The 24,192-nt window shown below is 43.7% G+C and carries 20 protein-coding genes; 13 read left to right on the forward strand and 7 right to left on the reverse strand.

Features of this window, described 5'->3' with window-relative positions; all coding sequences use genetic code 11:
* Window positions 1–220: 220 nt before the first annotated feature.
* From L5M37_RS21680 to L5M37_RS21695, 4 genes are all read left to right on the forward strand, one after another.
* Window positions 221–2,086: a vWA domain-containing protein gene (locus L5M37_RS21680; RefSeq protein WP_263201819.1), complete on the forward strand. Its 1,866-nt coding sequence runs from the start codon at window positions 221–223 to the stop codon at window positions 2,084–2,086.
* Between the two features lie 45 nt (window positions 2,087–2,131).
* Window positions 2,132–2,737 (forward strand): sigma-70 family RNA polymerase sigma factor, encoded by a 606-nt coding sequence (locus L5M37_RS21685; RefSeq protein WP_105249949.1) that lies wholly within the window; start codon window positions 2,132–2,134, stop codon window positions 2,735–2,737.
* The gene (locus L5M37_RS21690) at window positions 2,730–3,464 is read left to right on the forward strand and encodes a hypothetical protein (RefSeq protein WP_263201820.1); all 735 of its coding nucleotides are present in this window, start codon (window positions 2,730–2,732) and stop codon (window positions 3,462–3,464) included. Before L5M37_RS21685 ends, L5M37_RS21690 begins: the two co-directional genes overlap by 8 nt.
* A 235-nt stretch (window positions 3,465–3,699) precedes the next feature.
* Window positions 3,700–4,236: a hemerythrin domain-containing protein gene (locus L5M37_RS21695; RefSeq protein WP_263201821.1), complete on the forward strand. Its 537-nt coding sequence runs from the start codon at window positions 3,700–3,702 to the stop codon at window positions 4,234–4,236.
* A 314-nt stretch (window positions 4,237–4,550) separates the two neighbouring features.
* Here the strand turns inward: L5M37_RS21695 and L5M37_RS21700 are convergent, their stop codons facing one another.
* From L5M37_RS21700 to L5M37_RS21720, 5 genes are all read right to left on the reverse strand, one after another.
* On the reverse strand, window positions 4,551–4,736 hold the full coding sequence (locus tag L5M37_RS21700) for a DUF3545 family protein (protein ID WP_006080618.1): 186 nt from the start codon (window positions 4,734–4,736) through the stop codon (window positions 4,551–4,553).
* Window positions 4,737–4,952: 216 nt separating this feature from the next.
* Window positions 4,953–6,590 (reverse strand): glucose-6-phosphate isomerase, encoded by a 1,638-nt coding sequence (pgi, locus tag L5M37_RS21705; protein WP_263191551.1) that lies wholly within the window; start codon window positions 6,588–6,590, stop codon window positions 4,953–4,955.
* A gap of 19 nt (window positions 6,591–6,609) precedes the next feature.
* The gene (tal, locus tag L5M37_RS21710; RefSeq protein ID WP_028760931.1) at window positions 6,610–7,566 is read right to left on the reverse strand and encodes a transaldolase; all 957 of its coding nucleotides are present in this window, start codon (window positions 7,564–7,566) and stop codon (window positions 6,610–6,612) included.
* Window positions 7,567–7,816: 250 nt separating this feature from the next.
* Window positions 7,817–8,926 carry an OmpA family protein gene (locus L5M37_RS21715; protein ID WP_028760930.1) on the reverse strand — a complete coding sequence of 370 codons (1,110 nt, stop codon included), beginning with the start codon at window positions 8,924–8,926 and terminating at the stop codon, window positions 7,817–7,819.
* A 238-nt stretch (window positions 8,927–9,164) separates the two neighbouring features.
* A complete protein-coding gene (locus tag L5M37_RS21720) occupies window positions 9,165–11,531 on the reverse strand; it encodes a phosphoketolase family protein (RefSeq protein WP_105249944.1) in 2,367 nt (788 codons plus the stop codon).
* Window positions 11,532–11,959: 428 nt separating this feature from the next.
* On the opposite strand from L5M37_RS21720, the gene L5M37_RS21725 reads away from it, so the two are divergent.
* Both L5M37_RS21725 and yaaA read left to right on the forward strand, forming a co-directional pair.
* Complete coding sequence (locus tag L5M37_RS21725) at window positions 11,960–13,402, forward strand: alanine/glycine:cation symporter family protein (protein WP_263201822.1); 1,443 nt, start codon at window positions 11,960–11,962, stop codon at window positions 13,400–13,402.
* Window positions 13,403–13,531: 129 nt separating this feature from the next.
* Window positions 13,532–14,305: a peroxide stress protein YaaA gene (gene yaaA / locus L5M37_RS21730; RefSeq protein WP_263201823.1), complete on the forward strand. Its 774-nt coding sequence runs from the start codon at window positions 13,532–13,534 to the stop codon at window positions 14,303–14,305.
* 65 nt (window positions 14,306–14,370) lie between these two features.
* Here yaaA and L5M37_RS21735 read toward each other — a convergent pair whose 3' ends face one another.
* Window positions 14,371–15,774: a M28 family metallopeptidase gene (locus L5M37_RS21735; RefSeq protein ID WP_263185995.1), complete on the reverse strand. Its 1,404-nt coding sequence runs from the start codon at window positions 15,772–15,774 to the stop codon at window positions 14,371–14,373.
* Window positions 15,775–15,910: 136 nt separating this feature from the next.
* On the opposite strand from L5M37_RS21735, the gene L5M37_RS21740 reads away from it, so the two are divergent.
* Complete coding sequence (locus L5M37_RS21740) at window positions 15,911–16,207, forward strand: ArsR/SmtB family transcription factor (protein ID WP_006084975.1); 297 nt, start codon at window positions 15,911–15,913, stop codon at window positions 16,205–16,207.
* Between the two features lie 63 nt (window positions 16,208–16,270).
* Here the strand turns inward: L5M37_RS21740 and rpsT are convergent, their stop codons facing one another.
* Window positions 16,271–16,537: a 30S ribosomal protein S20 gene (gene rpsT / locus L5M37_RS21745; protein WP_011790375.1), complete on the reverse strand. Its 267-nt coding sequence runs from the start codon at window positions 16,535–16,537 to the stop codon at window positions 16,271–16,273.
* Between the two features lie 252 nt (window positions 16,538–16,789).
* On the opposite strand from rpsT, the gene murJ reads away from it, so the two are divergent.
* The 6 genes from murJ (at window position 16,790) to ispH (ending at window position 24,107) form a co-directional block, all read left to right on the forward strand.
* Window positions 16,790–18,349, forward strand: coding sequence for a murein biosynthesis integral membrane protein MurJ (murJ, locus tag L5M37_RS21750; protein WP_263201824.1), 1,560 nt, complete (start codon window positions 16,790–16,792; stop codon window positions 18,347–18,349).
* A 65-nt stretch (window positions 18,350–18,414) separates the two neighbouring features.
* Window positions 18,415–19,350: a bifunctional riboflavin kinase/FAD synthetase gene (ribF, locus tag L5M37_RS21755; protein WP_105249940.1), complete on the forward strand. Its 936-nt coding sequence runs from the start codon at window positions 18,415–18,417 to the stop codon at window positions 19,348–19,350.
* Window positions 19,351–19,382: 32 nt separating this feature from the next.
* Window positions 19,383–22,205, forward strand: coding sequence for an isoleucine--tRNA ligase (gene ileS, locus L5M37_RS21760; protein ID WP_263201825.1), 2,823 nt, complete (start codon window positions 19,383–19,385; stop codon window positions 22,203–22,205).
* 9 nt (window positions 22,206–22,214) lie between these two features.
* Window positions 22,215–22,730, forward strand: coding sequence for a signal peptidase II (gene lspA, locus L5M37_RS21765; RefSeq protein ID WP_173246249.1), 516 nt, complete (start codon window positions 22,215–22,217; stop codon window positions 22,728–22,730).
* Window positions 22,727–23,149: an FKBP-type peptidyl-prolyl cis-trans isomerase gene (gene fkpB / locus L5M37_RS21770; protein ID WP_263191548.1), complete on the forward strand. Its 423-nt coding sequence runs from the start codon at window positions 22,727–22,729 to the stop codon at window positions 23,147–23,149. Before lspA ends, fkpB begins: the two co-directional genes overlap by 4 nt.
* Window position 23,150: 1 nt before the next feature.
* Window positions 23,151–24,107, forward strand: coding sequence for a 4-hydroxy-3-methylbut-2-enyl diphosphate reductase (ispH, locus tag L5M37_RS21775; RefSeq protein ID WP_263201826.1), 957 nt, complete (start codon window positions 23,151–23,153; stop codon window positions 24,105–24,107).
* The last annotated feature ends 85 nt before the right edge of the window (window positions 24,108–24,192 follow it).

Below are 24,192 nucleotides of genomic sequence, written 5' to 3' on the forward strand. Positions count from 1 at the left end.
TAGCGAGGCGAGTAACAAGCTTCTATTTTAGTGACCTGATACAAGACGCAGTGTGAGCTTGATTGCAAAAACGATTGAAAATACTTTGTTTTGTATAAAAAGTGTGCTTGGAGGCTGTTTGATTCTCATTTAAGAGTGGTTTGTAAAATATTTTGATACTTTAACCCTTTTAGTCATTTGCGCCGTTTACAGCCTTAGGTCAACATCAAAGGCATTCAACATGAAAACAATATACTCCCAGAAAACCATTACACATTCCTTATTATCTTGGGGAAGCGTCAGCATATCGGCGAGCAATAGCGCAGCTTTATTCTTAGTGATGCTGAGTTTAACGGCCTGTGGCGGTAAAGGCTCTGAGGCTCAACAACGACAAGCGGAGCTGCAAGCCGAGCAGAGTCATAAAGAAGTGTCACTGCGCCGTGCTGAAATGCTTGATGCTACTAAGATGGCCAGAGTCGCGGTGCCGATGCAAATGTCTACCCATGGTGCAGTGATGGGAATGAACATAGCCCCAATGCCGTCAGACTATGCCGCGATTCCGTTAGCACAAAATAAATTCGAGCCGCTGGTGCAAAATGGCATCATGGTGGCCGGAGAAATCCCAGTATCGACGTTTTCCATCGATGTCGATACTGGCAGTTATGCCACCTTAAGACGAATGCTGAGGGAAGGGCGCTTGCCCGAGAAAGGTACAGTCAGAGTTGAGGAAATGCTCAATTATTTTTCCTACGACTATCCCTTACCTGCTAAAAATGCCGCGCCGTTTAGCGTTACGACAGAGCTTGCGCCATCCCCTTATAACGATGACATGATGTTGTTACGGATTGGTCTTAAAGGGTATGACTTACCTAAATCTCAGTTAGGCGCCAGTAACTTAGTCTTTTTGCTCGATGTGTCAGGTTCTATGGCATCTGCCGATAAATTGCCTTTACTGCAAACAGCACTCAAGTTGCTGACGGCGCAATTAAGCGCGCAGGATAAAGTTTCTATTGTTGTTTATGCTGGGGCTGCTGGTGTGGTGCTCGATGGCGCGTCGGGGAATGACACTCAAACTTTAACCTATGCGTTAGAGCAATTGAGCGCAGGTGGTTCAACCAATGGTGGGCAAGGAATCACACAAGCCTATCAATTGGCGAAAAAGCATTTTATCCCCCATGGTATTAATCGAGTCATCCTCGCGACGGATGGTGATTTCAACGTTGGTATGACAGATTTTGATGATTTGATTGCCTTGATTGAGAAGGAAAAAGATCATGGTATTGGCCTGACAACCTTAGGGTTCGGTTTGGGAAATTACAACGATCAACTCATGGAGCAATTAGCGGATAAGGGCAATGGCAACTATGCCTATATCGATACCCTGAATGAAGCTCGAAAAGTGCTGGTGGACGAGTTAAGTTCAAGCTTGTTCACTATTGCTAAAGACGTCAAAGTGCAAGTGGAGTTTAATCCGGCCTTAGTGTCTGAGTATCGTCTAATCGGTTATGAGAATCGTGCTTTAGCACGGGAGGATTTCAACAACGATAAGGTGGATGCGGGCGAAATTGGCGCGGGTCATACAGTGACTGCCTTATATGAATTAAGATATGTTGAAGCAGGGCAGATGGCGAATGATAAACTCAGATATGGCGTTGATGCTCAAACGGGGCAAGAAAAATACAGCCGTGAAGAAATCGCTTTCCTTAAACTGAGATACAAGCTGCCAGAGCAAACACAGAGTCAGTTACTGAGCTATCCCATCAGGTTAGACCAAAATGTTAAGCTGTTAGAACAAGCGAGTGATGATTTTAGATTTGCAGCAGCGGTTGCAGGATTAGGGCAATTACTGAATGGCAGCCATTATCTACATCAATTTGATTATACTAAGTTAAGCCAGTTAGCACGTTCGGCATTAGGGGACGATCCTTTTGGATATCGCCATGAGTTTGTGCAATTAATGGAAACCGCCGCGGCCATAGAGCAATCTAATCATGTGCCGATTAAGAAGGTATTCGATGGTACGGATAAACCTTTTCCTCCCCAAGATAAGCTTCATGGCGAGCCAGTGAGAGACAAGAGCAATACGCGCAATGAGAGATTACAATAGTAAAAGTAAATTCGTGGGGCTAACCCCAATGATGAGGAATTTCCCGTGGCATTAGCAATAGCGCAATTATCAAACCATGAGCACTCAGATGAGCAATTGATGTTGTGCTATGCCAAGGGCGATTCAAAAGCATTTGAACAGTTATACCTGAAGCACAAAGGTGCACTCTATCGCTATTTTGTACGCCAGTTAGGTGATAAGCAGTTAGCTGAAGATTTGTATCAAGAAACCTGGGGGCGGGTGATCCGCGCTGCGGCTAACTATGAAGCCAGTGCTAAGTTTACTACCTGGTTGTATCGTATCGCTCATAACTTATTGATTGATCATGTTCGGGCGGTTAAGCCCGTGGATTTAGTCGCTACTGATGAAGATGATGCAGGACTCGATACTTTTGTGGCGGGTGAGCAAGATAAGCCCGATGTGCAGTGGCAAGAAGCGCAAAAGAGCTTATTGCTAAAGACCTGTATCGCACTGTTACCCCAAGTTCAGAAAGAGGCATTTATCCTGAATATTGAAATGGGTTTTACGGCTGCCATCATTAGCGACATTGCGGGCGTGACCTTAGAAGCGACTAAAAGCCGTATTCGTTATGCTTACCAAAGCCTAAAAGATTGTGTCAGCGCGAAATGGCAGGAGGCGGGTCATGAGTAATTCTTCTTCAAATGCCGATGAGATTGCGCTGCAACAGCAGGTATTAGCTTGGTATCGCCAACAAGCTTTAGAGGTTCCACCGCAGCAACTCGATCAAGATATCTTGCAGCTGGCGCAAACTCACTTAGCTGAAATGCATCAAAGCAAAATAACCGCCGTTGAAGCGCCAAGTTCCGTCTGGCGACGCCATCCTTGGGCGTTATCGAGCGCGGCATCGTTAGTGCTTGTTGTTGGTCTGCTGGTGCTGAATCGACCTCAAGTCGAAGATGCACTTGCTCCAAGTCCTATGGTGATGAGTGCCCCTGCGCCACAAACGATGGCAAGAATGGCTGATACTGAAGCGATGCAATCTTTAAACATGCAAACAGAAGCCGTGGCTGAACATAAAAGACAGACGGAAATGCAGCAAGCTAAAGCCGCATTGGGAGCAACTGAGCAGCAGGATGCAATTAGCCCCGCTATCGCTGCAAGGTCTATGAATGCACCAAAATTATCTGAGCCTGCTGAAATCAACCAAGTGTCATTGACTGAGTATTTACATCGGTTACAAGTCCTCATCGAAGCGAAGGAGACTGAGCAAGCATTCGTGCTGGAACAAAAACTGCTCAAGGATTACCCGTATCTTGCAGTTAAGGATGTCGATGAAGCACAGTTAATCGAATCGCAGCAAGTATTAAGACTTGAGTTTAAAAAGCTACAACAGCAATTACATCAGCTTGCCAAATGACTATGTGGTTGTGGTATTTACGAATAAAAAGTGATTAGAAATCGCAAAGTGGTGAGATAAACAGCTAAATTTCCCTGAAATATGCCGAGACGTGCTAATGTTTGTGGTCTGTTTACTGTTTGGTATGTGATTTACTTGATCAACGTCATAAAGTGAACAGGTTTTAGCCTGTTATATTGGTGTTAGTTCACGACTTGGCTAGTATCAATAGTCAGACCCATATTCAGGAGGCATTATGCTTAAAAGACTCATGCATGATCATAAACATATAGCTGTATTGCTAAATGTTTTAAAAAACAAGCAGATGAAACTATCCGAAGGTGAGTCAATCAACTTCAGCGTCGTGCGCGATATTGTTGAATATATGCAAGGATATGCTGAACGTTGCCATCATCCCATTGAAGACATTATTTATGCCTACTACCTAGCCCATAAAACGAACGATACTATCGATAAATTGAGTGCCGAACATGAGTCGGTGATCCTATCCTCGGCCACCTTGATGGCGACTTTAAACTTGATCCTCAGTGATATTGTGGTTGCCCGCGAGAAACTGATTGTTGATTTTGCAGAGTATGTCGCATTGCAAGAGCGACATATGCAGATGGAGGAACGGGAAATATTTCCTTTGTTAGCCAAAAGTTTAACTGAGCAAGATTGGCAAGTTATTGAGTTAGAGTGTCAGAAATCGCTGATCGATGATCCTTTGTTTCTGGATCGAGAGCAGAAAGAATTTGAAGATTTACGGGTTTATCTCACAGCGTCTGACTAATACTCTTTAGTTTATTGGGTCCATGTTGTGGGCTTAAGCTGGTGTTTTTATAAGGCTGAGGAGCACATTTTTGATTCTGACGGCGATGTCTCGTGAGCCAAAGTTGGTTGGGATTTGTAAAGTATTATCGGTGTCGATGACGTTGGTTTTTATCGTAACTTACTGGTTTTTTTTGATGTGTTTTTAAAGCTCCTGCTCGTAAGACCATACCCCGTTTATATTCTGTTTGCTCCAATAGTTGTAAATAAAAAAAGCGCCGAAGGGCGCTTTTCTATTCATGTTTGAAATGATAACTAGCTCATATAAACATGTAATTACAACTGGATAGCATCAATGTCGTAGTTAAAGTTATTATCGATTTCTTGGAGTTCTTTGAGCAAACGATGCTTATCTTTTAACGCTTCGATCTCACGCCATTTACGCTTTTTATTGGAGCCTCGCGAACGATCGGGTCTTTCAACGACTTCATCTAGCGCACAACCATAATCTAAACGATCCATGGCAACCTCCTGTTGTTGTATGTTTTGTCAGCGATTAAATAACATATTTTTAAAACAGGGTGCAAGAATTATGTTTCATTTGTGTTAAGTTGAAATGAACTTTGAGTGATATGTCATTGATGTTATATGCAGAAGTAGAGCGGAGTTAAGCAGGAAAATTTAATAAAAAGAACGGGGTAGAATTAAAAAGCCAGCAATTGCTGGCTTTTTGTTCGATTAGATTTTGCCTTGTCGATAAAGGTTAATCAATGCGTTGCTTGAGGCATCTAAAGCATCGGAATCTTGCTCTGCGCCAATGCGTGCTAACACATCGTTACCGAGATTCTTACCGAGTTCTACACCCCATTGATCGAAGGAGTTGATATCCCAAATAGCACCTTGAACGAAGGTTCTATGTTCATACAAGGCAATTAAAGCGCCTAGGGTACTTGGAGTGAGCTTATCCATAAGTAAGGTATTGCTCGGCTTGTTACCAGGCATGACTTTATGTTGAGCGATCAGCTGCTTCTCTGTGGCGGATAATGCGCTATTAGCAAGTTCGGCTAAAGCTTCATCAAAAGTACGACCTTGCATTAAGGCCTGGGTTTGACCGAAGCAGTTTGACGCTAATTGGTCATGGTGCTCACCGATAGGATTATGGCTTTGCAGCGGCATAATGAAATCGGCAGGGATCAGTGCGGTACCTTGATGTAATAGCTGGTGGTAGGCATGTTGGCCATTAGTGCCTTCGCCCCCCCAAATGACGGGACCTGTGCTGTAGTCAACATCAGTACCATTTAAGGTGACTGACTTACCGTTACTTTCCATGTCGAGCTGCTGGAAGTAAGCGGGTAGGCCTCGCAGATAATGATCGTAGGTTAATACGACATGGGACTGAGCATTAAAGAAGTTTCCGTACCATAGGGAGAGTAATCCCATGATAACTGGCATATTCTCAGTCAGTGGGGCTGTAGCAAAGTGCTCATCCATTTGATGCGCACCCGTGAGTAGAGCTCTGAAGTTATCCATACCGATCAAAAGTGCAATCGGCAAGCCAATCGCTGACCAGAGAGAGTAACGGCCACCAACCCAATCCCACAGAGGGAAAATATTGTTTGCATCGATACCAAAATCTGTCGCTTTTGCCACGTTTGAAGTGACTGCGACAAAGTGTTTTGCCACATCAGACTGCAAACCGCCTTTCGCTAGGAACCAGTCTCTTGCGGTGAGGGTATTCGTTAAGGTTTCCTGTGTCCCGAAAGATTTGGATGACATGATGAACAAGGTCGTTTCAGGATCCAGTAACTTCAGCTTCTCACTAATAGAAGTCCCGTCGACGTTTGCCACAAAGTGACAATTTAATTCGGGGTTCCAATAAGGGCGCAACGCTTGAGAGACGATTTTGGGGCCTAGGAAAGAGCCGCCAATACCAATACTTACAATATCGGTTATCGCTTTACCTGTGTAACCTTTCCATTGACCTGACGTCACTGAGTTCACAAACCCTTGCATCTTATCTAGAGTTTGTTGAACTTCAGGAACTATGTCTTGACCCTCAGCAATAATCGATTGTTCTGCAGTACTGCGAAGCGCTGTGTGCAGTACGGCGCGCTTCTCTGTGGTGTTAATGATTTCACCTGCAAACATCGCTTTGATTTTTGCTTCAAGTTGGCTATTGCTTGCCAACGCAAATAACAGATCCAGCGTTTCCGCTGTTGCTCTGTTTTTAGAGTAATCCAGTAATAAACCACAGGCTGATAGCGACATTTTATTGAAACGTGCCGCGTCAGTTGCAAACAATTCCCGCATATGCGGAACATTTTTACTGTGTGCTGATAAAGCTTGCCATGTTGAGCTTTGGGTCAAGAGTGTCATTTCACCGTCTCCAGAGTACTTAGTTCGCGAGCTTAGCCGTGAGCATCACTTCGAGCTTACCTTGGTCTATCGCAAAGTTTCGAATGCCTTCGGCAAGCTTATCAACCGCCATTGGATCTTGGTTAAAGTCCCAACGGAATTGTGCTTCAGTCAATGGGGGTTCTGCAGCGACAGTGGTCGTTGCTGCAACCAGTTTAGGTGTGATGTCAACTTGCGAATTAGCCAGTTCTTCTAATAGAGAAGGGCCAATGGTCAGACGATCGCAACCTGCTAGCTCAATAATTTCACCGATATTACGGAAACTTGCACCCATAACAACAGTGTCAAAACCGTGTTGTTTGTAGTAGTTATAAATTTCAGTAACTGAAATGACACCAGGGTCATTTACGGCATTGTAATCTTTACCCGTATCTTTTTTGTACCAATCAAGTATGCGGCCTACAAAAGGAGAAATGAGATAAGCACCCGCTTCGGCACACGCACGCGCTTGAGCAAAGCTAAATAGTAGGGTTAAGTTGCAGTTGATGCCTTCTTGCTCTAGTTCTTTAGCGGCACAAATGCCTTCCCAAGTTGAAGCGAGTTTGATCAGAATGCGTGATTTATCTACACCCGCTTCTTTATATAGGCGAACCAATTTATGGGCTTTAGCGATTGATTTTTCTTTATCGAATGATAAACGGGCATCAACTTCAGTTGAAATACGGCCAGGAACGAGTTTCAGTATTTCTACGCCGATATTGACCGCTAGTTTGTCGCTGGCATCATCAAGTTGCTGCACGAGATCGGTACTTTGTGATTTTGCCCAGTCGATAGCGTTATCTATAAGGGATTCATATTCAGGAATTTGAGCCGCTTTCAAGATGAGTGATGGATTAGTGGTCGCATCTTCAGGTTGGTAGCGTTTAATCGCTTCGATGTCGCCTGTGTCAGCGACGATAGTGGTATATAACTTGAGTTGCTCTAATGTATTGGCCATGAAAAACATCCTTCTCAGGTAGCAGTTTTAACTCGGAATTCACTGATGACTATTAGAAGCGATTTTGCCAACTTTTCCAACCTTGAATGTAAAAAAATTACAAAAATGACAATTTTATGTCTATTAAGGTATGGTTCGAGCTACGGGCTATCATCTTGGCTGCAATAGAGGGCGTCGCTTGTCCTAGTGTATACCCCACAAAAACAAAAAGTCGCTGCAAGCAGCGACTTTTTTACTTCAGTAAGTACTATTACTTCAGAACAGGTTGTTTTGTTGTGGTAGTCACGATAGCTTCGATGCGACGGTTCGCAGCGTGAGCTTCTTTTGAATCACCAGCAACCAATGGCTGAGTAACACCGTAGCCGTTAGAAGTTACGCGGCTTCCGCTGATACCATATTTCTCTACAAGAATCTTGGCAACGGCGTCAGCACGTTTGTCAGACAATTCCATGTTGTATTCTGGTTTACCTACATTTGAGGCGTGACCTGCGATTTCAACAGTGAAAGCTGGGTTTTTGTTCAAATAGTTAGCTAATCTTTCGATGTCTTTGTAGTAAACATTTTTAACTACAGCAGAATCGTTAGCAAACTGGATTGAACCTACGTCTTCTTTGTTCTTCACGTTTTCATAGATAGTACAGCCAACAGAGTCAACTTTGTGAGTTGCTGGTGTTGCTGGACATTGATCTTTGTCGTCGTAAACGCCATCGTTGTCAGAATCAACCGGTGCTGCTGCAACGACTGCTGCGGCAACTGGAGCTGCTGCAACTGGAGTTCCGAAACGGTAGCTCAGTTCTAGACCCCAGTAGTTGCTATCAGCTTCAACAATATTGTAATCATCATTTAAGTTTTCATAACGACGATATTTAGCTTGTAATTTTAAGTTGTCAGTGAAGTTATAACCAACACCAGCACCTAAATATGGAGCAAAATCATTTGTACTGTATTTGCTCGACGTTACACCATTGTTTTGGCTGTTTTCGAGTGAATAGTACATTGCACCAGCTTCAGCTGATAGGCTCCAGCGGTTAGCTAGTGGCCAAATACCAACTAGACCAAGTGTAGAACCTTTTACGCTTGCATCATTGCTGATACCCGCTGCGTTCCAATCTGCATTACCTAAATCACGGAAGCCGATTTCAGCACCGAAGTAATCGTTGAACATGTAGCCTGCGAAAACATCCCAAGCGTATGGACTGTCTTCACCGTTCTGAGTGGCAACGTGCTCATAGTTATTAACGCCTAAACCGGCACCAACATACCAAGGTGTAAGTTCCTGAGATGCGCTGGCTGCGAGTGGAAGCAGAGATGTCAGTAATACTACTTTTAATGTGTTCTTCATCATTTTATTTACGTCCATTGATTATGATTCTCCACCAATATGCTTTGCTGGTTTTGTGCAAAACATTGCTAGCACTTAGTGTGGGGATCCTTTGATATTTTAGCCAGCGGTTAATTATCACTTGGTTTGTTAACTTTTTCCAGTATTAAGATCAACCTTTTAAAGGTTGTCATTCTGTAACTGGTATTTTTAATGCAAAAAAGGCACTCCGAAGAATGCCTTTAAATTACAATCTAATGTTAATTAGATGTTTCTATTAGCGTGTCCATACCCAATTTTCGATTTCCACTGGGTCTACACCATTCGCTTTAATATAGTTGCGGTGGTCAACTAATCTTTGCAGCATATCAGTGGTAATAGAGACGTGCATAGTTTCATCAATAACACCCTGTTGGAACAGCTTGTAAGCCATATCAATTACAAGGTGATAGCGTGATGTACCGTTACGAACACCCATATCAAATGGCGTTGTTGTTGAACCTTCTTCTTCGTAGCCTTTAATTCTGAAGCGACGGCTGCCTTTGTAATCAAAAATTAACTTTTTGATTGTATTTGGGTAACCATGGTAGTTGAATACCACGCCTTTATCTTGAGTAAATATTTCGTCCATTAACCAAGGTTTTTCTTTAAATTTACGGCTACCTAAGCCATCACTACTTAATTCAGTGACACTAACGAAGCGGATTTTCACTCTTGGAAGGAGTTCTCTGATTAATACTAGAGAAGCCATACATTCTTGAGTGACATAATCACCACAACCTGCCAGCACAATATCGGGATTCTCATCTGAGGCAAAATCCCACACCATTACGCCGTCTTTTGTTTGTTTACGCGCTTCTTCCAAGCTTAGCCATTGTGGTAATTCTTTTTTACCTGCAACCAGAATATTAAGTTTGTCACGGTCAGCGAAGGCTCGCTCTGTATAAACCAATGTGCTGTTGGCATCTGCGGGTAAGTAAGCCGAGATTATTTTTGGATGTTTCTCCAGCATAGCCCCAAGGAAAGATGGGTTTTGATGTGAATAGCCATTATGATCTTGGCGCTCAAGTAATGAAGATAATACGACATTACAGGCTGGCAGTGGCTTACGGAAATGTACGCCTTGGCTGGCGTAGACATATTTACAGTACTGATCGGCCATCGATGAGATAACTTGTGAGAATGCTTCGTAGGTGGGTAGCATGCCGTGGCGGCCTGTTACTGTGTAACCATGTAGCATGCCAAAAAGTAAGTTTTCAGAAAGCAGTTCAATGACTCGACCTTCACGGGACATATCTTCATCCCAACTCTCAATTGGCCACTGCCATGCACGATCGGTTTCTTCAAATACAGCTTGTAGTTGATTTGAATAGGTTTCGTCAGGGCTAAAGATACGTAGATTACGTTGGTCGCGGTTTAACTTGAATGCATCACGCATCCATTCGCCCATTTTTAACATTGAATAGCCACGTTGACCACGCGGTACTTCTGGGCCATAGCTGAGTTTTTCAAGATCTGGATTGGTTAATGCTCTAACAACTTCTCCGCCATAGGTTAAATGTTGACGGCCACAGGCAAGTTGCTTGGGTGGGATTAATGAACAAATGTCGGCATCAAAAATCAGTTCGCCTTTTTCATTCATTTGATAGAGTTCTTGGAAGTCGTAACTGGCAAGCCAATTATCCAGTGCATCTAAATGGCCCTTATCAGTAGCACATTTATTGACGATTACTTGATGCGATTCGCAGTTACCTTCTAATTTCTTACCTTTATATTCACTGACACCAGTCCAACCTTTGGCTGTGCGCATTAAAATGACTGGCCATTTTGGTTTAACTACATCTTCGCCACTGCGTGCTCGACGTTGAATGTCATTGATCATGGTATAAGCGGTATCCATGGCATTTGTCATCTGCACATAGATATCTTCTTCTAATTCGTTATCAACTATGATGGGGAAATAGCCAAGACCACGGAATTCAAGATCCAGTTCTTCATGGCTCATACGTCCCATGCGGGTAGGACCGGAAATCTTATAGCCGTTAATATGCACAATTGGCAATACTGCACCGCTGGTCGCAGGTGAAACTAAGCGGTTTGCATACCAAGATGCGGCTAATGGTCCCGTTTCTGCTTCGCCGTCACCAATTAAGACGGTTGCGATCAGATCTGGATTATCTAATACTGCCCCCCAGCCTACTGATAGTGAGTAGCCTAATTCGCCACCTTCAAGAATTTGTCCAGGTGCTTCAGGGTTTGCATGTGAAGGATAACCATAAGCGGCAGAAAACTTCTTACAAATATCTTCGATGCCAGTTTCATTGTAGGGAATAGTTTCTGGGTAGAAATGACTTAAAGAGCCTTCAATGAATAAGTTTGCTTGTACAGCAGGAAAACCATGGCCTGGACCGACTAAATAGATAAAAGAGCGGTTATGCTTCACTATCAAGCGGTTAATGTTGGCATAGACAAAGTTAATACCTGGGCAGGTACCCCAATGGCCAAGTAAACGTGGCTTGATATCAGTATGGGCAAGTGGACGTTTATGTAAGACGTTTTGTTTGAGGTAAATTTGCGAGGTCGCAAGAAAGTTTGTCGCTCTGACATACTTTTTCAGAGCATTGATTTCATGTATTTGTGTCATGTTAAGCCTCACTAAAACAAACAAGAGATGATTGAAGTTTCTATGGGGTTACTATATTTGTAGTTTTATTACAAAAATGTGCCCTACATCCAAATTTTAAAAGTTGTTTTTGCTGTTAAAAATAATAGCTCAACTTAGATCTTTTGTTAATCTAGCTTTAACAGTAGCTTAGCTAGTGTTGTAAGACGTGATGTCAATGACGTTTAACTGTGCAAACGCGAGCTTGATCACATGAGCAATTTCGAATACTGTGCTATTTTGCTGCGTTGAATTCGGTAGCCGTGATGTTGTAAATTCACGGAAGGATAATTTGAAAAAATAAATCTACCGAAATTCTTACCTTTAACTTGGAAGGATTCATTCACCACAGATGTTGTACCTTTAATTGCAATTAGAGGAGCATTTGCTACGGGAAGAAGTAAAATAATATGTTAGAAACCATAGTTAATTTTTTGAATGCGCTACTTTGGGGTAAGTTGTTAGTATATGGACTAGTAGGAGCTGGTCTCTATTTCACCATTAGACTTGCCTTTATTCAGTTAACCCACTTTAAACATTCCATCAAAGTTATGACCATGAGTCGGCAAGGTTGCGATAGCGGTCTTTCTTCATTTCAAGTCTTTTGTACGAGTATGGCAGCCCGTGTCGGTGCTGGTAATATGGCCGGTGTTGCTGTTGCTATTGGTGCAGCGGGTCCAGGTGCAGTATTTTGGATGTGGCTTATCGCTATTTTAGGTATGGCGACCGCTATGGTTGAATCAACCTTAGCGCAGGTTTATAAAGTCCGAGATCATAATGGCCAGTTCCGCGGTGGTCCTTCCTACTACATGGAAAAAGGATTGGGTCAGAAATGGATGGGCATTTTATTTGCTGTCTTTTTGATCATTGCTTTTGGTTTAGTATTCAATGCAGTACAAGCTAACACTATTACCGGTGCAATGGAGCGAGTATTTGGTTTTAATCCAACCTATGTAGGGATTGGGCTAGTGATTGCCAGTGGATTTGTGATTGTCGGTGGTCTACGTAAAGTCGCGCGAGTATCTGAATTTCTTGTCCCCATTATGGCCTTAGCCTACATTCTTGTAGCCTTCATTATCGTTATTTTCAACTTAGAACAATTACCTGCGATTATTAGCTTAATTGTGAAAAATGCTTTTGGTTGGCAAGAGGCTGCCGCTGGCGGCGTGGCTTATACTGTCGCGCAGGCAATGCAAGCGGGTATTGCTCGCGGACTTTTCTCGAACGAAGCGGGTATGGGCAGTGCGGCGAATGTCGCGGCAAGTGCATCGCCTAACCCTAATCATCCAGCATCCCAAGGTTTTGTGCAGATGATGGGTGTGTTTGCGGATACTATCGTTATCTGTACTGCAACGGCTGCGATAATCCTGCTATCAGGGGATATTGGATCGAGTGATGATGGGATTCGATTAACCATTAATGCCATGTCTGCACATGTTGGCGACTGGGGTGGCGCATTTATTGCGGTGGCTATTTTCTTATTCTGCTTTACATCCATCATAGCCAATTACTCATACGCTGAAACAAATGTGATGTACTTAATGGGAAATAGTACCAAAGCACTGCCTTTATTCCGTTTGTGCGTGCTTGGCATGGTCATGTTTGGTGCCGTCGCTAAGATAAGTTTAGTGTGGAACTTGGCTGACGTTTCGATGGGGTTGATGGCGACGGTAAACATTGTTGCTCTATTACTATTATCGGGTCTGGCAATTCGCGTTATCAATGATTATCGCGAACAGATCAACGCGGGTAAGACTCCAGAATTTGATCGTAGTAAATTTCCTGAGTTGATGGATCAGCTTGATGATGATATTTGGCAAGATACCAGTCTTGTGCCGGCTAAAAAGCTTTAGTTAGCCTAGCGTATCGACAATAGGCATTACTGATTGTTGTAATCGAAAAGACCACGCTGTTAAAGCGTGGTTTTTTTATGCTCGTTCAGTATCATAGGCATGTGTTTTTGTTTCTGTTGGGAGTTTTTGATGTTGATATTGGTTTCGCCGGCGAAGACCTTAGATTTTGAACAGCCGCCACTGACGCAGGTGTATTCACAACCTGATTTTTTAACTTATAGTCAGGAGTTGATCCAAGTGTGTCGGCAATTGACCCCTACAGACATCGCCACTTTAATGAAGGTGAGCGATAAAATTGCGGGTTTAAATGCAGCACGTTTTGGGGAGTGGCGGCCAGATTTTAGTTTAGATAATGCAAAACAGGCCATTTTTGCTTTTAGAGGCGATGTGTATACTGGCTTTGATGCTGATACATTGTCTGAAGATGAAATTGCTCGAACTCAGTCACAACTACGTATTTTATCTGGACTTTACGGTTTGCTCAGACCGCTGGATTTAATTATGCCTTATCGTTTAGAAATGGGCACGGCACTTTCTAATCCTAAAGGTAAAAACCTATATGAGTTTTGGGGAGAGACGTTAACTCAAGCGGTAAATGAAACGCTTGCTGAAACGAGTAGTGATATTATTGTCAATCTTGCATCTAATGAATATTTCAAAGCAATAAAGCCTAAAAAACTTCAAGGGCAATTAATTTCACCCATATTTAAAGATTGTAAAAATGGTCAATATAAAGTGATCAGTTTTTTTGCTAAGCGTGCTAGAGGCATGATGGCGAGATATCTCATTACGCATCAAATTAACACTTTAGATGAATTAAAAGCATTTAATGTTGCTGGTTATTATTATAGTGAAGAGCAGAGTTCCACAATAAATCCAACATTTTTACGTGAAGAGCAATAGTGAAATATCGATAAGATGTTAATTGATAGAGAACAGCTAATGCTGTTCTCTATATCATTGATGGCCTATTTTTCAGATTGAGTGACTAAAGGCGTTAATGTCACCGTTGAATTTGCCATGATATAAGCAAATTGTGCGTAGGCGGCGACGTTTTGAGCCAATGCGGCAGGGTCGATTTTATCTAAGGTATCATTCGGTGTGTGATGGTAATCGAAATAATCGTGGCCATCTTGCCTCAAAGATGCAACTGGAACACCTAAGGCGGGGAGCATAGATACGTCTGGCCCGCCAGAAGCTTGGTTATTGCCCAGTGCAACGCCATTGAATGACATAGGGCTGAGCGCCTGCTGCACTTCTGTGAATATGTTCTCATTCACTTTAGTGTCGATTTGATAAATTCTACCGGCCCCAAAATCAGACTCTGCAGCTATGTAGTGCAGCGGTAATTCCGCTTTATGAGCCTCTGCATACGCTTTACCGCCAACGAGCCCAACTTCTTCAGCGGCATATAGCACGACTCTAACTGTGCGAGCGGGTTTTATCACGAGATCTTGAATATGCTTGGCTGCAGCCGTCACAATGGCGACACCAGCGCCATCATCAATCGCGCCAGTACCTTCATCCCAGGAATCTAAATGAGCACCAATGAGCACTATTTCATTGGGCTTACTACTGCCCGTTACTTCGGCAATGACATTGTAAGAAGTATTAAAACCTAAGTTTTTTGGCGACATATGCAATTCGAGCAGGGCATTAGGATCGCGTTTTAGCAATGCACCAACCAAATCAGCATCGGGATTTGACATGGCAGCCGCGGGGATTTTAGGCACGCCATCTTGGTAGCGCATGATGCCAGTATGGGCCATGCGGTCATGATCTGTGCCAATAGAGCGGATCACGATAGCAACAGCCCCTTTTTGCGCTGCAGCGACTGCCCCTTTCGAGCGGCCACCAACGCTTTTACCATAACCTTCACCTGTGATGTGGCGTTCTGTTTTTTGGTCAATAAAAACAATCTTACCTTGCACCTCTTCAGGCTTGGCTTGTTGTAATGCCTCTAGGCTATCAAAGCGCGCGATTTTAGCTTGTATACCTCCAGCAGGAGTCGCAATACTGCCACCAAGCGCAGTAATGACCAACGGCTGTTCTACAGGGACGGTGATTTTGGCTTTGGCTTCACCGCGCTCCCAAATTGGCACTTGTACGGCTTCTTTATAAACACGGTCAAAACCAAGGCTGGTCAGTTTATTTATCGCCCAGTTAACGGCGAGGATATCCTTTGGACTACCTGCAAGTCTTGGACCCACTTCAACCGTGAGTGATTCGACTAAGTCATAGCTTAATTGCGAAGATAATGCTGCCTGTTGTAATTGAATGACTTCACTAGGAGCAGTTTCTACTTGAGTTTGGCACGCACTTAAACTCCCGATTAAAAGACTCGAGAGAAGTGTAGTTTGATAGGGCTTCATTAGATTTCCTTTATTTTTATTAAGCATGTCCCATTTTTAAAAACAATCTAGCAAAAAGTGTGCTTTATGTCCCGACTATATCCGTAAGGCGACGCTATATTAGCGCAGGGGTTAGTTTTAGGAGAGAAAGTGCGTAATGAATATTGAATTAATGCAGGAGCGAGCCGATCATGCCGTAGTGCTATTAAAGGCACTCGCGAACGAACGCCGTTTATTTATTCTTTGTTATTTATTGAATGAAGGAGAAATGTGCGTTGGCGAAATGAATAAAAAATTAGGCTTAAGTCAATCGGCACTATCACAACACCTTGCTTGGTTACGCAAAGATAATTTAGTAACCACACGCAAAGAAGCGCAAACGGTATTTTATTCACTCAAGAGTGATGAAGTACGGGAGATGATTCACTTATTGAACAACATTTATTGTCATTAATAGTGTTTTTCAGATATAAAAAAACCGGCAATTGCCGGTTTTTTTCATTTGCTATTTTATAGATTAAGCAGCGATTGCTTTGATCTTAGCGTTCAAACGTGCCTTTTGACGAGCGGCTTTATTCTTGTGAATAAGACCTTTAGTCGCCATACGGTCAACGATTGGTTGTGCAACAGCAAAAGCTTCTGTTGCTGTTTTGTGATCGCCTGCTTTAATTGCAGCGATTACTTTTTTAACGTATGTACGTAACATTGAGCGACGGCTGGCGTTATGCTGACGACGCTTTTCAGATTGAAGCGCGCGCTTCTTTGCAGACTTGCTATTAGCCAAGGTGCAACTCCTAAAAACTGGATTTGATACTTTTAAAGGCCGAGGAATATGCCTGCATTTAGTCACTTTGTCAATGACTATGATTGAATATTCATCATAAAGATAAATTAATCCAACCTGCCTTGGCTATCTTCGACCCAACTCGTGTAATATGTGGCGCAATTCTAGCAGCTATTACCGCAGTGTGACAGAGCCTGAATCGATTTTTTGAGATGTATCACCTAATCAATTCGATATGGGTCTGGGGGACGTTTGAGTAGAAAATTATTAAAATCTGGCCTGATTGTTAGTGCTATGACATTGATATCCCGAGTTTTAGGTCTAGTTAGGGATGTGGTTGTTGCTAATTTGATGGGCGCAGGGACAAGTGCTGATGTGTTTTTCTTTGCAAATAAAATTCCTAATTTTTTACGCCGTTTGTTTGCTGAAGGGGCTTTTGCACAGGCGTTTGTACCTGTTTTAACTGAGTACCAAGAGAAACATACTGCAGAAGATACTCGTGATTTATTGAGTAAAGTTGCGGGCACATTAGGTTTACTAGTGACAATAGTGACCCTTTTGGGGGTGGTTGCCTCACCTGTGTTGTCAGCTTTATTCGGTGGTGGTTGGTTCATCGCTTGGCTTAACAACGAGCCAGATGGTGCTAAATTTGAACTCGCTACCGTTGTGCTTAAAATTACTTTTCCTTATCTGTGGTTTATCACATTTACGGCATTAGCGGGCTCAATTTTAAATACCCGAGGCCGTTTTGCGGTATCGGCTTTTACACCCGTATTTCTCAATGTGGCAATTATTGCGGCGGCTATTTTCTATGCGCCTACATCGACCCAGCCTGAGATTACCTTGGCTTGGGGCGTTTTTTGTGGTGGTTTGATTCAGTTCCTATTTCAAATTCCCTTTTTATTGCGTGAAAATGCGCTCGTCAAGCCTTCTTGGGGCTGGCATCACCCGGGCGTGGTGAAAATCAGAACTTTGATGATCCCAGCATTGTTTGGCGTGTCTGTCTCACAGATTAACCTGCTATTTGATACATTTATCGCCAGTTTTTTGATGACGGGTTCAATAAGTTGGCTCTATTATGCTGACCGTTTACTCGAATTTCCCTTAGGATTGTTTGGGATCGCGATTGCTACTGTAATTTTACCTGCGCTGTCACGAAACCATGTGAATGACGAAGGTGCGGGCTTTGGCAAGACGATGGATTGGGGGATTAAAGCGATTCTACTGCTAGGTCTACCGGCTATGATGGGGTTGATCGTGCTCGCAAAGCCCATGCTGATGGTATTATTTATGCGCGGCGCTTTTTCATTGCATGATGTTGAAATGGCTTCCTATAGTTTGATGGCTTATGGCAGTGGTTTGCTTAGCTTTATGCTGATAAAGGTGCTTGCTCCTGGCTATTACTCTCGTCAAGATACTAAAACACCTGTGCGTTATGGCATTATTGCCATGATCACAAACATGGGCTTTAACTTGCTGTTTGCTATTCCTTTTGGGTATGTTGGACTGGCGATTGCGACTTCGATGTCAGCATTGCTTAACGCCACATTACTATACCGAGGCTTGCATTTAGCTGGCGTTTATCGTGTTTCTAGGCCGACTATGGTGTTTTTTGCTAAAGCCGTGGTCTCTACAGCCTTGATGGTGGTAGTCTTGTATTACTTTTTGCCTTCACAACAAATTTGGTTAGATTGGCATTTGTTCGATCGTGCGAAAGCCTTGATAGGCTTAATTTTAGTTGGGGCAGTCAGTTACTTATTGTGTCTGCTTTTGCTCGGAATTCGTCCTTGGTCAATTAAACGGGGAGCTTGATTGCTGATTCTCATCGCTAGCTGTTATATAATCAGCCGATTTGCGCTTGGCAGTTGTCTAACGTTATGGAATTAATCCGCGGTATACATAACATTTTGTCATCCCACCACGGGTGTGTATTGACTATAGGTAATTTTGACGGCGTCCATCGTGGTCATGCGCAGGTGATTGCGAACTTAGTGCAGAAGGCGAAGCAGTTATCGCTGCCATCGACATTAATGACGTTTGAACCTCAGCCGCAAGAATTGTTTAGCGGTGACAACGCGCCGGCTCGTTTAAGTTTATTACGTGATAAAGTCATTTTACTCGATGAACTCGGGGTTGAGCGGTTAGTGTGTGTTAACTTTAATCGCACTTTTGCTAATCAACCTGCTGAGCATTTTATTGAAGAATTGTTGGTCCGCAAACTGGGTGTCAAATACCTCGTCGTCGGTGATGATTTTTGTTTTGGCCAAGGCCGTAAAGGCAATTTTGAGATGCTAGTGCAGGCGGGTATCCAATATGGCTTTACTGTGGTCAGCACTCAAAGTTTTATGCTGGGCTCGCAAAGAGTGAGCTCGACTGCTGTGCGTGAACAATTGGCGAAGGGCAATCTTGAACAGGCGAGACGCCTATTAGGACACCCTTTTACCTTGAGTGGTCGTGTAGCGCATGGGCAAAAAATTGGCCGCACAATTGGTTTTCCCACCGCGAATATCGCCTTAAAGCGCAATGTTGTGCCGGTACGCGGTGTGTTTGCGGTTAAATGTTATTGGGATAACAGCGATATTTATGAGGGCGTAGCCAATATTGGGTTTCGCCCGACAGTGAACGGTCAAGTGTGTCAGCTTGAGGTGCATCTTTTTGATTTTGAAGGTGACATTTACGGCAAACATGTTGAAGTCGAGTTGGTGGCTAAACTCCGAGATGAGCAACCTTTTGACTCATTGGATGCGCTAAAAAAACAGATTTTAAATGATGCAAATGAAGCCAGAGCTTTATTTGGTAATGATGCAGGCTAAAATTTATCAGTTTAATTAACGGTATAGGATCAATGAGCGACTATAAATTTACTTTGAATTTGCCGGAAACAGAGTTTCCGATGCGTGGTAATTTGGCAAATCGCGAGCCAGAGATGTTAGAGCGCTGGACAAAAGACGGTTTGTATCAACAGATCCGTGATAGCCGAATTGGCCGTACTCCCTTCATTTTGCATGACGGCCCACCGTATGCGAATGGCAGTATTCATATTGGTCACTCAGTTAATAAAATCCTCAAGGACATTATTGTTAAGTCAAAAACCATGTCTGGTTTTGACGCACCTTATGTACCAGGTTGGGATTGTCATGGTTTGCCTATTGAGCTGAAAGTTGAGCAAAAAGTGGGTAAGCCAGGTCAAAAAATCTCTGCGGCAGAATTCCGTGAAGAATGCCGTAAATACGCTGCAGAGCAAGTTAACGGTCAACGTGAAGACTTTATCCGTTTAGGTGTGCTGGGTGATTGGCAAAATCCGTACTTAACGATGGATTTTTCAACGGAAGCTAATATCGTTCGTTCTTTATCGAAAGTGATTGAGAGTGGTCACTTGCATAAAGGCGTCAAACCAGTGCATTGGTGTACTGATTGCGGTTCTGCCTTAGCTGAAGCTGAAGTGGAATACGAAGACAAAACATCACCTGCTATCGATGTGGCGTTTGTGGCTGCCGATAGCAAAGCTGTTGCGGTTAAGTTTGGGGTAAGCGATTACTCACATCCTGTCTCTATGGTAATTTGGACGACCACGCCATGGACGCTACCAGCGAACCGCGCCTTGTCTTTGAGTCCTGAACTGGATTACAGCTTAGTCGAATTCGAAAAAGACGGTGTGACGCAAGCGCTTATTTTAGCTGAAGTCTTGGTTGAATCTTGCCTGACTCGCTATAACATCGAAAGCCATACAGTGCTTGGTACAACCAAAGGCGCTGCGCTTGAGCTTGTCCGCTTTAATCACCCGTTCTTGGATTTTGATGTGCCTGCAATTTTAGGCGATCACGTCACTACTGATGCGGGTACCGGTATCGTTCATACTGCACCGGGTCATGGTCAAGACGACTTTGTTGTCGGTCAAAAGTACGGTTTAGAAGTGGCAAACCCTGTTGGCGACAACGGCGTGTATAAGCCTGACACTGAGTTTTTTGCTGGCCAACATGTCTTTAAAGCCAACGATAACGTCGTAGCTTTGCTGAGAGAAAAGAGCGCCTTACTGAATCATGTGGCTTACCGTCACAGCTACCCACATTGCTGGCGCCACAAAACACCAATTATATTCCGCGCGACACCGCAGTGGTTCATTTCTATGGATAACCATGGCCTGCGTACGCAAGCATTGAAAGAAATCGAGCAGACTCAATGGATCCCTGATTGGGGCCAAAGTCGTATCGAAAAAATGGTTGAAAACCGCCCTGACTGGTGTATCTCACGCCAACGTACTTGGGGTGTGCCTATCACGCTGTTTGTGAACCGAGAAACCGAAGAGTTACACCCTGATAGCGTGTCGTTAATGGAACGCGTGGCGAATCGTATCGAACAGCAGGGTATTCAAGCTTGGTGGGACCTTGATGCCGCAGAATTGCTGGGTGATGAAGCGGAACAATACCGTAAAGTCACTGATACTTTGGACGTTTGGTATGACTCAGGTTCAACCTTCTCGTCAGTGGTAGCGGCGCGTCCTGAATTCCACGGACACGGTGTTGACTTGTATCTTGAAGGTAGCGATCAACATCGCGGTTGGTTTATGTCATCTTTGATGATTTCAACCGCAATGAATGGCAAAGCACCGTATAAGCAAGTGCTTACCCACGGTTTTACCGTCGATGGTAAAGGCCGTAAGATGTCAAAATCTATTGGTAACGTGATTGCACCACAAACGGTAACCAACAAATTAGGCGCCGATATTCTGCGTTTATGGGTTGCGGCAACTGATTACAGCGGTGAGATGACGGTTTCAGACGAAATCTTAAATCGCAGTGCCGATGCCTATCGTCGTATTCGCAACACTGCGCGTTTCTTATTAGCCAACTTAAACGGTTTCGAGCCCGCTAAGGATTTAGTGGCCGTTGAAGATATGGTGGCGTTAGATCGTTGGGTTGTTCGCCGTGCCGCTGCGCTACAACAGGAAATCATCGAAGCCTATGATCAATATAACTTCCATATAGTGACTCAAAAACTGATGCAGTTCTGCTCGGTTGAGTTAGGCAGTTTCTATCTGGACATCATTAAAGATCGCCAATATACGGCTAAGCAAGAAGGCCATGCGCGCCGTAGTTGTCAATCGGCGCTGTATCTGATCTCTGAGGCCATGGTGCGTTGGATTGCGCCAATTCTAAGCTTCACTGCTGATGAAGTATGGCAATTACTGCCTGGCGAGCGTGATGCTTATGTCTTTACCCAAGAATGGTATCAAGGCTTGAAATCAGTCACCTTAGCGACTGATTTGAGCGATGACTATTGGCAGCAGTTGCTAACCGTGCGTAATGAAGTCAACAAAGTGATTGAACAAGCTCGCCGCGACAAACGTATCGGTGGCTCATTAGAAGCTGAAGTGACCTTGTTTGCGGATGCTACCTTGACTGAGCAATTAACCCATATCAGCGATGAGCTAAGATTTGTGTTGTTGACCTCTGAAGCCAAAGTATTGCCTTTAGCTGATGCGACATTGGAAGCGGTTGAGACTGAGTTGGCATCACTGAAATTAGTGGTTGCTTCAAGCACTGCCGAGAAGTGTGAGCGTTGTTGGCACCACAGAGAAGAGGTTGGCACTATTGAGGCTCACCCAACACTTTGTATTCGCTGCGTAACCAATATTGAAGGTGACGGCGAAGTTCGTCAGTTTGCGTAAAGGATCTGTATGCCATTAACTTGGAAAGACAGTGGCTTACGTTGGTATTGGGTAGCTGTATTGGTGTTTTTAGCCGATCAGCTATCTAAGCAATGGGTCTTAGCCAATTTTGATTTGTATGAATCAGTGAAATTATTGCCCTTCTTTAATTTCACTTATGTGCGTAACTATGGTGCAGCTTTTAGTTTTTTAAGTGAAGCAGGAGGTTGGCAGCGCTGGCTGTTTACGATTGTTGCGATTGGATTCAGTACGTTATTGACTGTGTGGTTGCGTAAGCAATCGTCTTCTTTGTGGAAACTGAATCTAGCTTACACCTTAGTGATTGGTGGTGCTTTAGGTAATTTAGTCGATCGATTGATGCATGGTTTCGTGGTTGATTTTATCGATTTCTTCTGGAATAAGAGCCATTATCCAGCATTCAATATTGCCGACGCTGCCATTTGCGTCGGTGCAGTGCTGATTATTTGGGATGCATTTGTCAGCGGAAAGTCTGAAGCTGATAGCGCTGAAGGGGTTAAAAAGTGACTGTGACACGTTCATTATTATGCCACATGAACATTGTGCTTGCTGATGGCTCAACTGCCGATAGCACTAAAGCCTCGGGTAAACCAGCTCGATTAAATGTGGGTGATGGTACTTTAAGTCCTGCATTTGAGGCGCAGCTGGCGACGCTTGCTGAAGGTGATAAGCACAGTTTCACGCTTGAAGCGATTGATGCCTTTGGCGAATCCAATCCTGATGCTATTCACTATCTAGATCGAAGCCGTTTTCCGGCTGACATGAGTTTAGAGGCTGGCGTGATTGTGAGTTTTGCAGGCCCTGGTGGTAGTGAGATCCCTGGTATTGTCCGTGATGTCGCGGGTGATTCCATCACAGTCGATCTTAATCATCCTCTGGCAGGACACAAGATCACTTTTGAACTGGACGTAGTAAAGGTATTTTAAGATGAAACTCGATCCTACTAGCCCAAGTTTAAATATTATGCTCGCTAACCCGCGCGGTTTTTGTGCGGGTGTTGATCGTGCTATCAGTATTGTTGAACGGGCGTTGGAATTATTTTCGCCGCCTATCTATGTTCGCCATGAAGTCGTGCATAACCGCTATGTCGTGCAGAATCTGAAGGATCGCGGTGCGGTTTTTGTCGAAGAGTTAGATCAAGTGCCGGATAACAATATTGTTATCTTCAGTGCCCATGGTGTATCTCAAGCGGTGAGACAAGAAGCAAAGGCGAGAGGACTGAGAGTCTTTGATGCGACGTGTCCCTTAGTGACTAAAGTACATCTTCAGGTGACGCGTGCCAGCCGCAAAGGTATTGAGTGCATCCTGATTGGCCATGAAGGGCACCCTGAAGTCGAGGGTACTATGGGTCAATACGATAATCCTAATGGTGGCGTTTATCTGATTGAATCGCCTGCAGATGTTGAAGCTTTGGAAGTGCGTGATCCCAATAATCTTTGCTTCGTGACACAAACTACTTTGTCTGTAGATGATACTTTGGACATTATTGTTGCGTTACAAAAAAGGTTTCCCTCTATTGAAGGTCCGCGAAAAGACGATATTTGTTATGCAACGCAGAATCGTCAAGATGCGGTACGCAATTTATCTGCAGACGTTGATTTGTTGATTGTTGTTGGCTCAAAGAACAGCTCTAACTCTAATCGTTTACGCGAGCTAGCATTGAAAACAGGAACCCAGTCTTATCTTGTGGATACTGCAGATGATGTTGAGTCTAGTTGGTTTAATAATGTTACACGTGTAGCCGTCACCGCTGGAGCTTCAGCCCCCGAGGTCTTAGTCCAACAAGTGGTTCAAGCAATCGCTAAACTTGCCCCTAGTGTTGTGACTGAAGTTGAAGGGCGTAAAGAAGACACTGTTTTTGCTGTGCCAGCCGAATTACGTTAAATCTGCGTACTGTTTAATCGACAATAAAAAAGAGGCTATAAGCCTCTTTTTTATTGTCTTAAATTCATTCAAAGCATAATGATGT

The sequence above is a fragment of the Shewanella sp. SM69 genome, assembly GCF_025653985.1.
Classification (GTDB): Bacteria; Pseudomonadota; Gammaproteobacteria; order Enterobacterales; family Shewanellaceae; genus Shewanella; species Shewanella oncorhynchi.

Excerpts from the sequence above, each read along its gene's own strand:
- L5M37_RS21680 (WP_263201819.1), top strand. The coding sequence starts at position 221 with ATGAAAACAATATACTCCCAGAAAACCATTACACATTCCTTATTATCT.
- L5M37_RS21690 (WP_263201820.1), top strand. The coding sequence starts at position 2,730 with ATGAGTAATTCTTCTTCAAATGCCGATGAGATTGCGCTGCAACAGCAG.
- L5M37_RS21695 (WP_263201821.1), top strand. The coding sequence starts at position 3,700 with ATGCTTAAAAGACTCATGCATGATCATAAACATATAGCTGTATTGCTA.
- L5M37_RS21700 (WP_006080618.1), bottom strand. The coding sequence starts at position 4,736 with ATGGATCGTTTAGATTATGGTTGTGCGCTAGATGAAGTCGTTGAAAGA.
- pgi (WP_263191551.1), bottom strand. The coding sequence starts at position 6,590 with ATGACACTCTTGACCCAAAGCTCAACATGGCAAGCTTTATCAGCACAC.
- tal (WP_028760931.1), bottom strand. The coding sequence starts at position 7,566 with ATGGCCAATACATTAGAGCAACTCAAGTTATATACCACTATCGTCGCT.
- L5M37_RS21715 (WP_028760930.1), bottom strand. The coding sequence starts at position 8,926 with ATGGACGTAAATAAAATGATGAAGAACACATTAAAAGTAGTATTACTG.
- L5M37_RS21720 (WP_105249944.1), bottom strand. The coding sequence starts at position 11,531 with ATGACACAAATACATGAAATCAATGCTCTGAAAAAGTATGTCAGAGCG.
- L5M37_RS21725 (WP_263201822.1), top strand. The coding sequence starts at position 11,960 with ATGTTAGAAACCATAGTTAATTTTTTGAATGCGCTACTTTGGGGTAAG.
- yaaA (WP_263201823.1), top strand. The coding sequence starts at position 13,532 with ATGTTGATATTGGTTTCGCCGGCGAAGACCTTAGATTTTGAACAGCCG.
- L5M37_RS21735 (WP_263185995.1), bottom strand. The coding sequence starts at position 15,774 with ATGAAGCCCTATCAAACTACACTTCTCTCGAGTCTTTTAATCGGGAGT.
- L5M37_RS21740 (WP_006084975.1), top strand. The coding sequence starts at position 15,911 with ATGAATATTGAATTAATGCAGGAGCGAGCCGATCATGCCGTAGTGCTA.
- ribF (WP_105249940.1), top strand. The coding sequence starts at position 18,415 with ATGGAATTAATCCGCGGTATACATAACATTTTGTCATCCCACCACGGG.
- ileS (WP_263201825.1), top strand. The coding sequence starts at position 19,383 with ATGAGCGACTATAAATTTACTTTGAATTTGCCGGAAACAGAGTTTCCG.
- lspA (WP_173246249.1), top strand. The coding sequence starts at position 22,215 with ATGCCATTAACTTGGAAAGACAGTGGCTTACGTTGGTATTGGGTAGCT.
- ispH (WP_263201826.1), top strand. The coding sequence starts at position 23,151 with ATGAAACTCGATCCTACTAGCCCAAGTTTAAATATTATGCTCGCTAAC.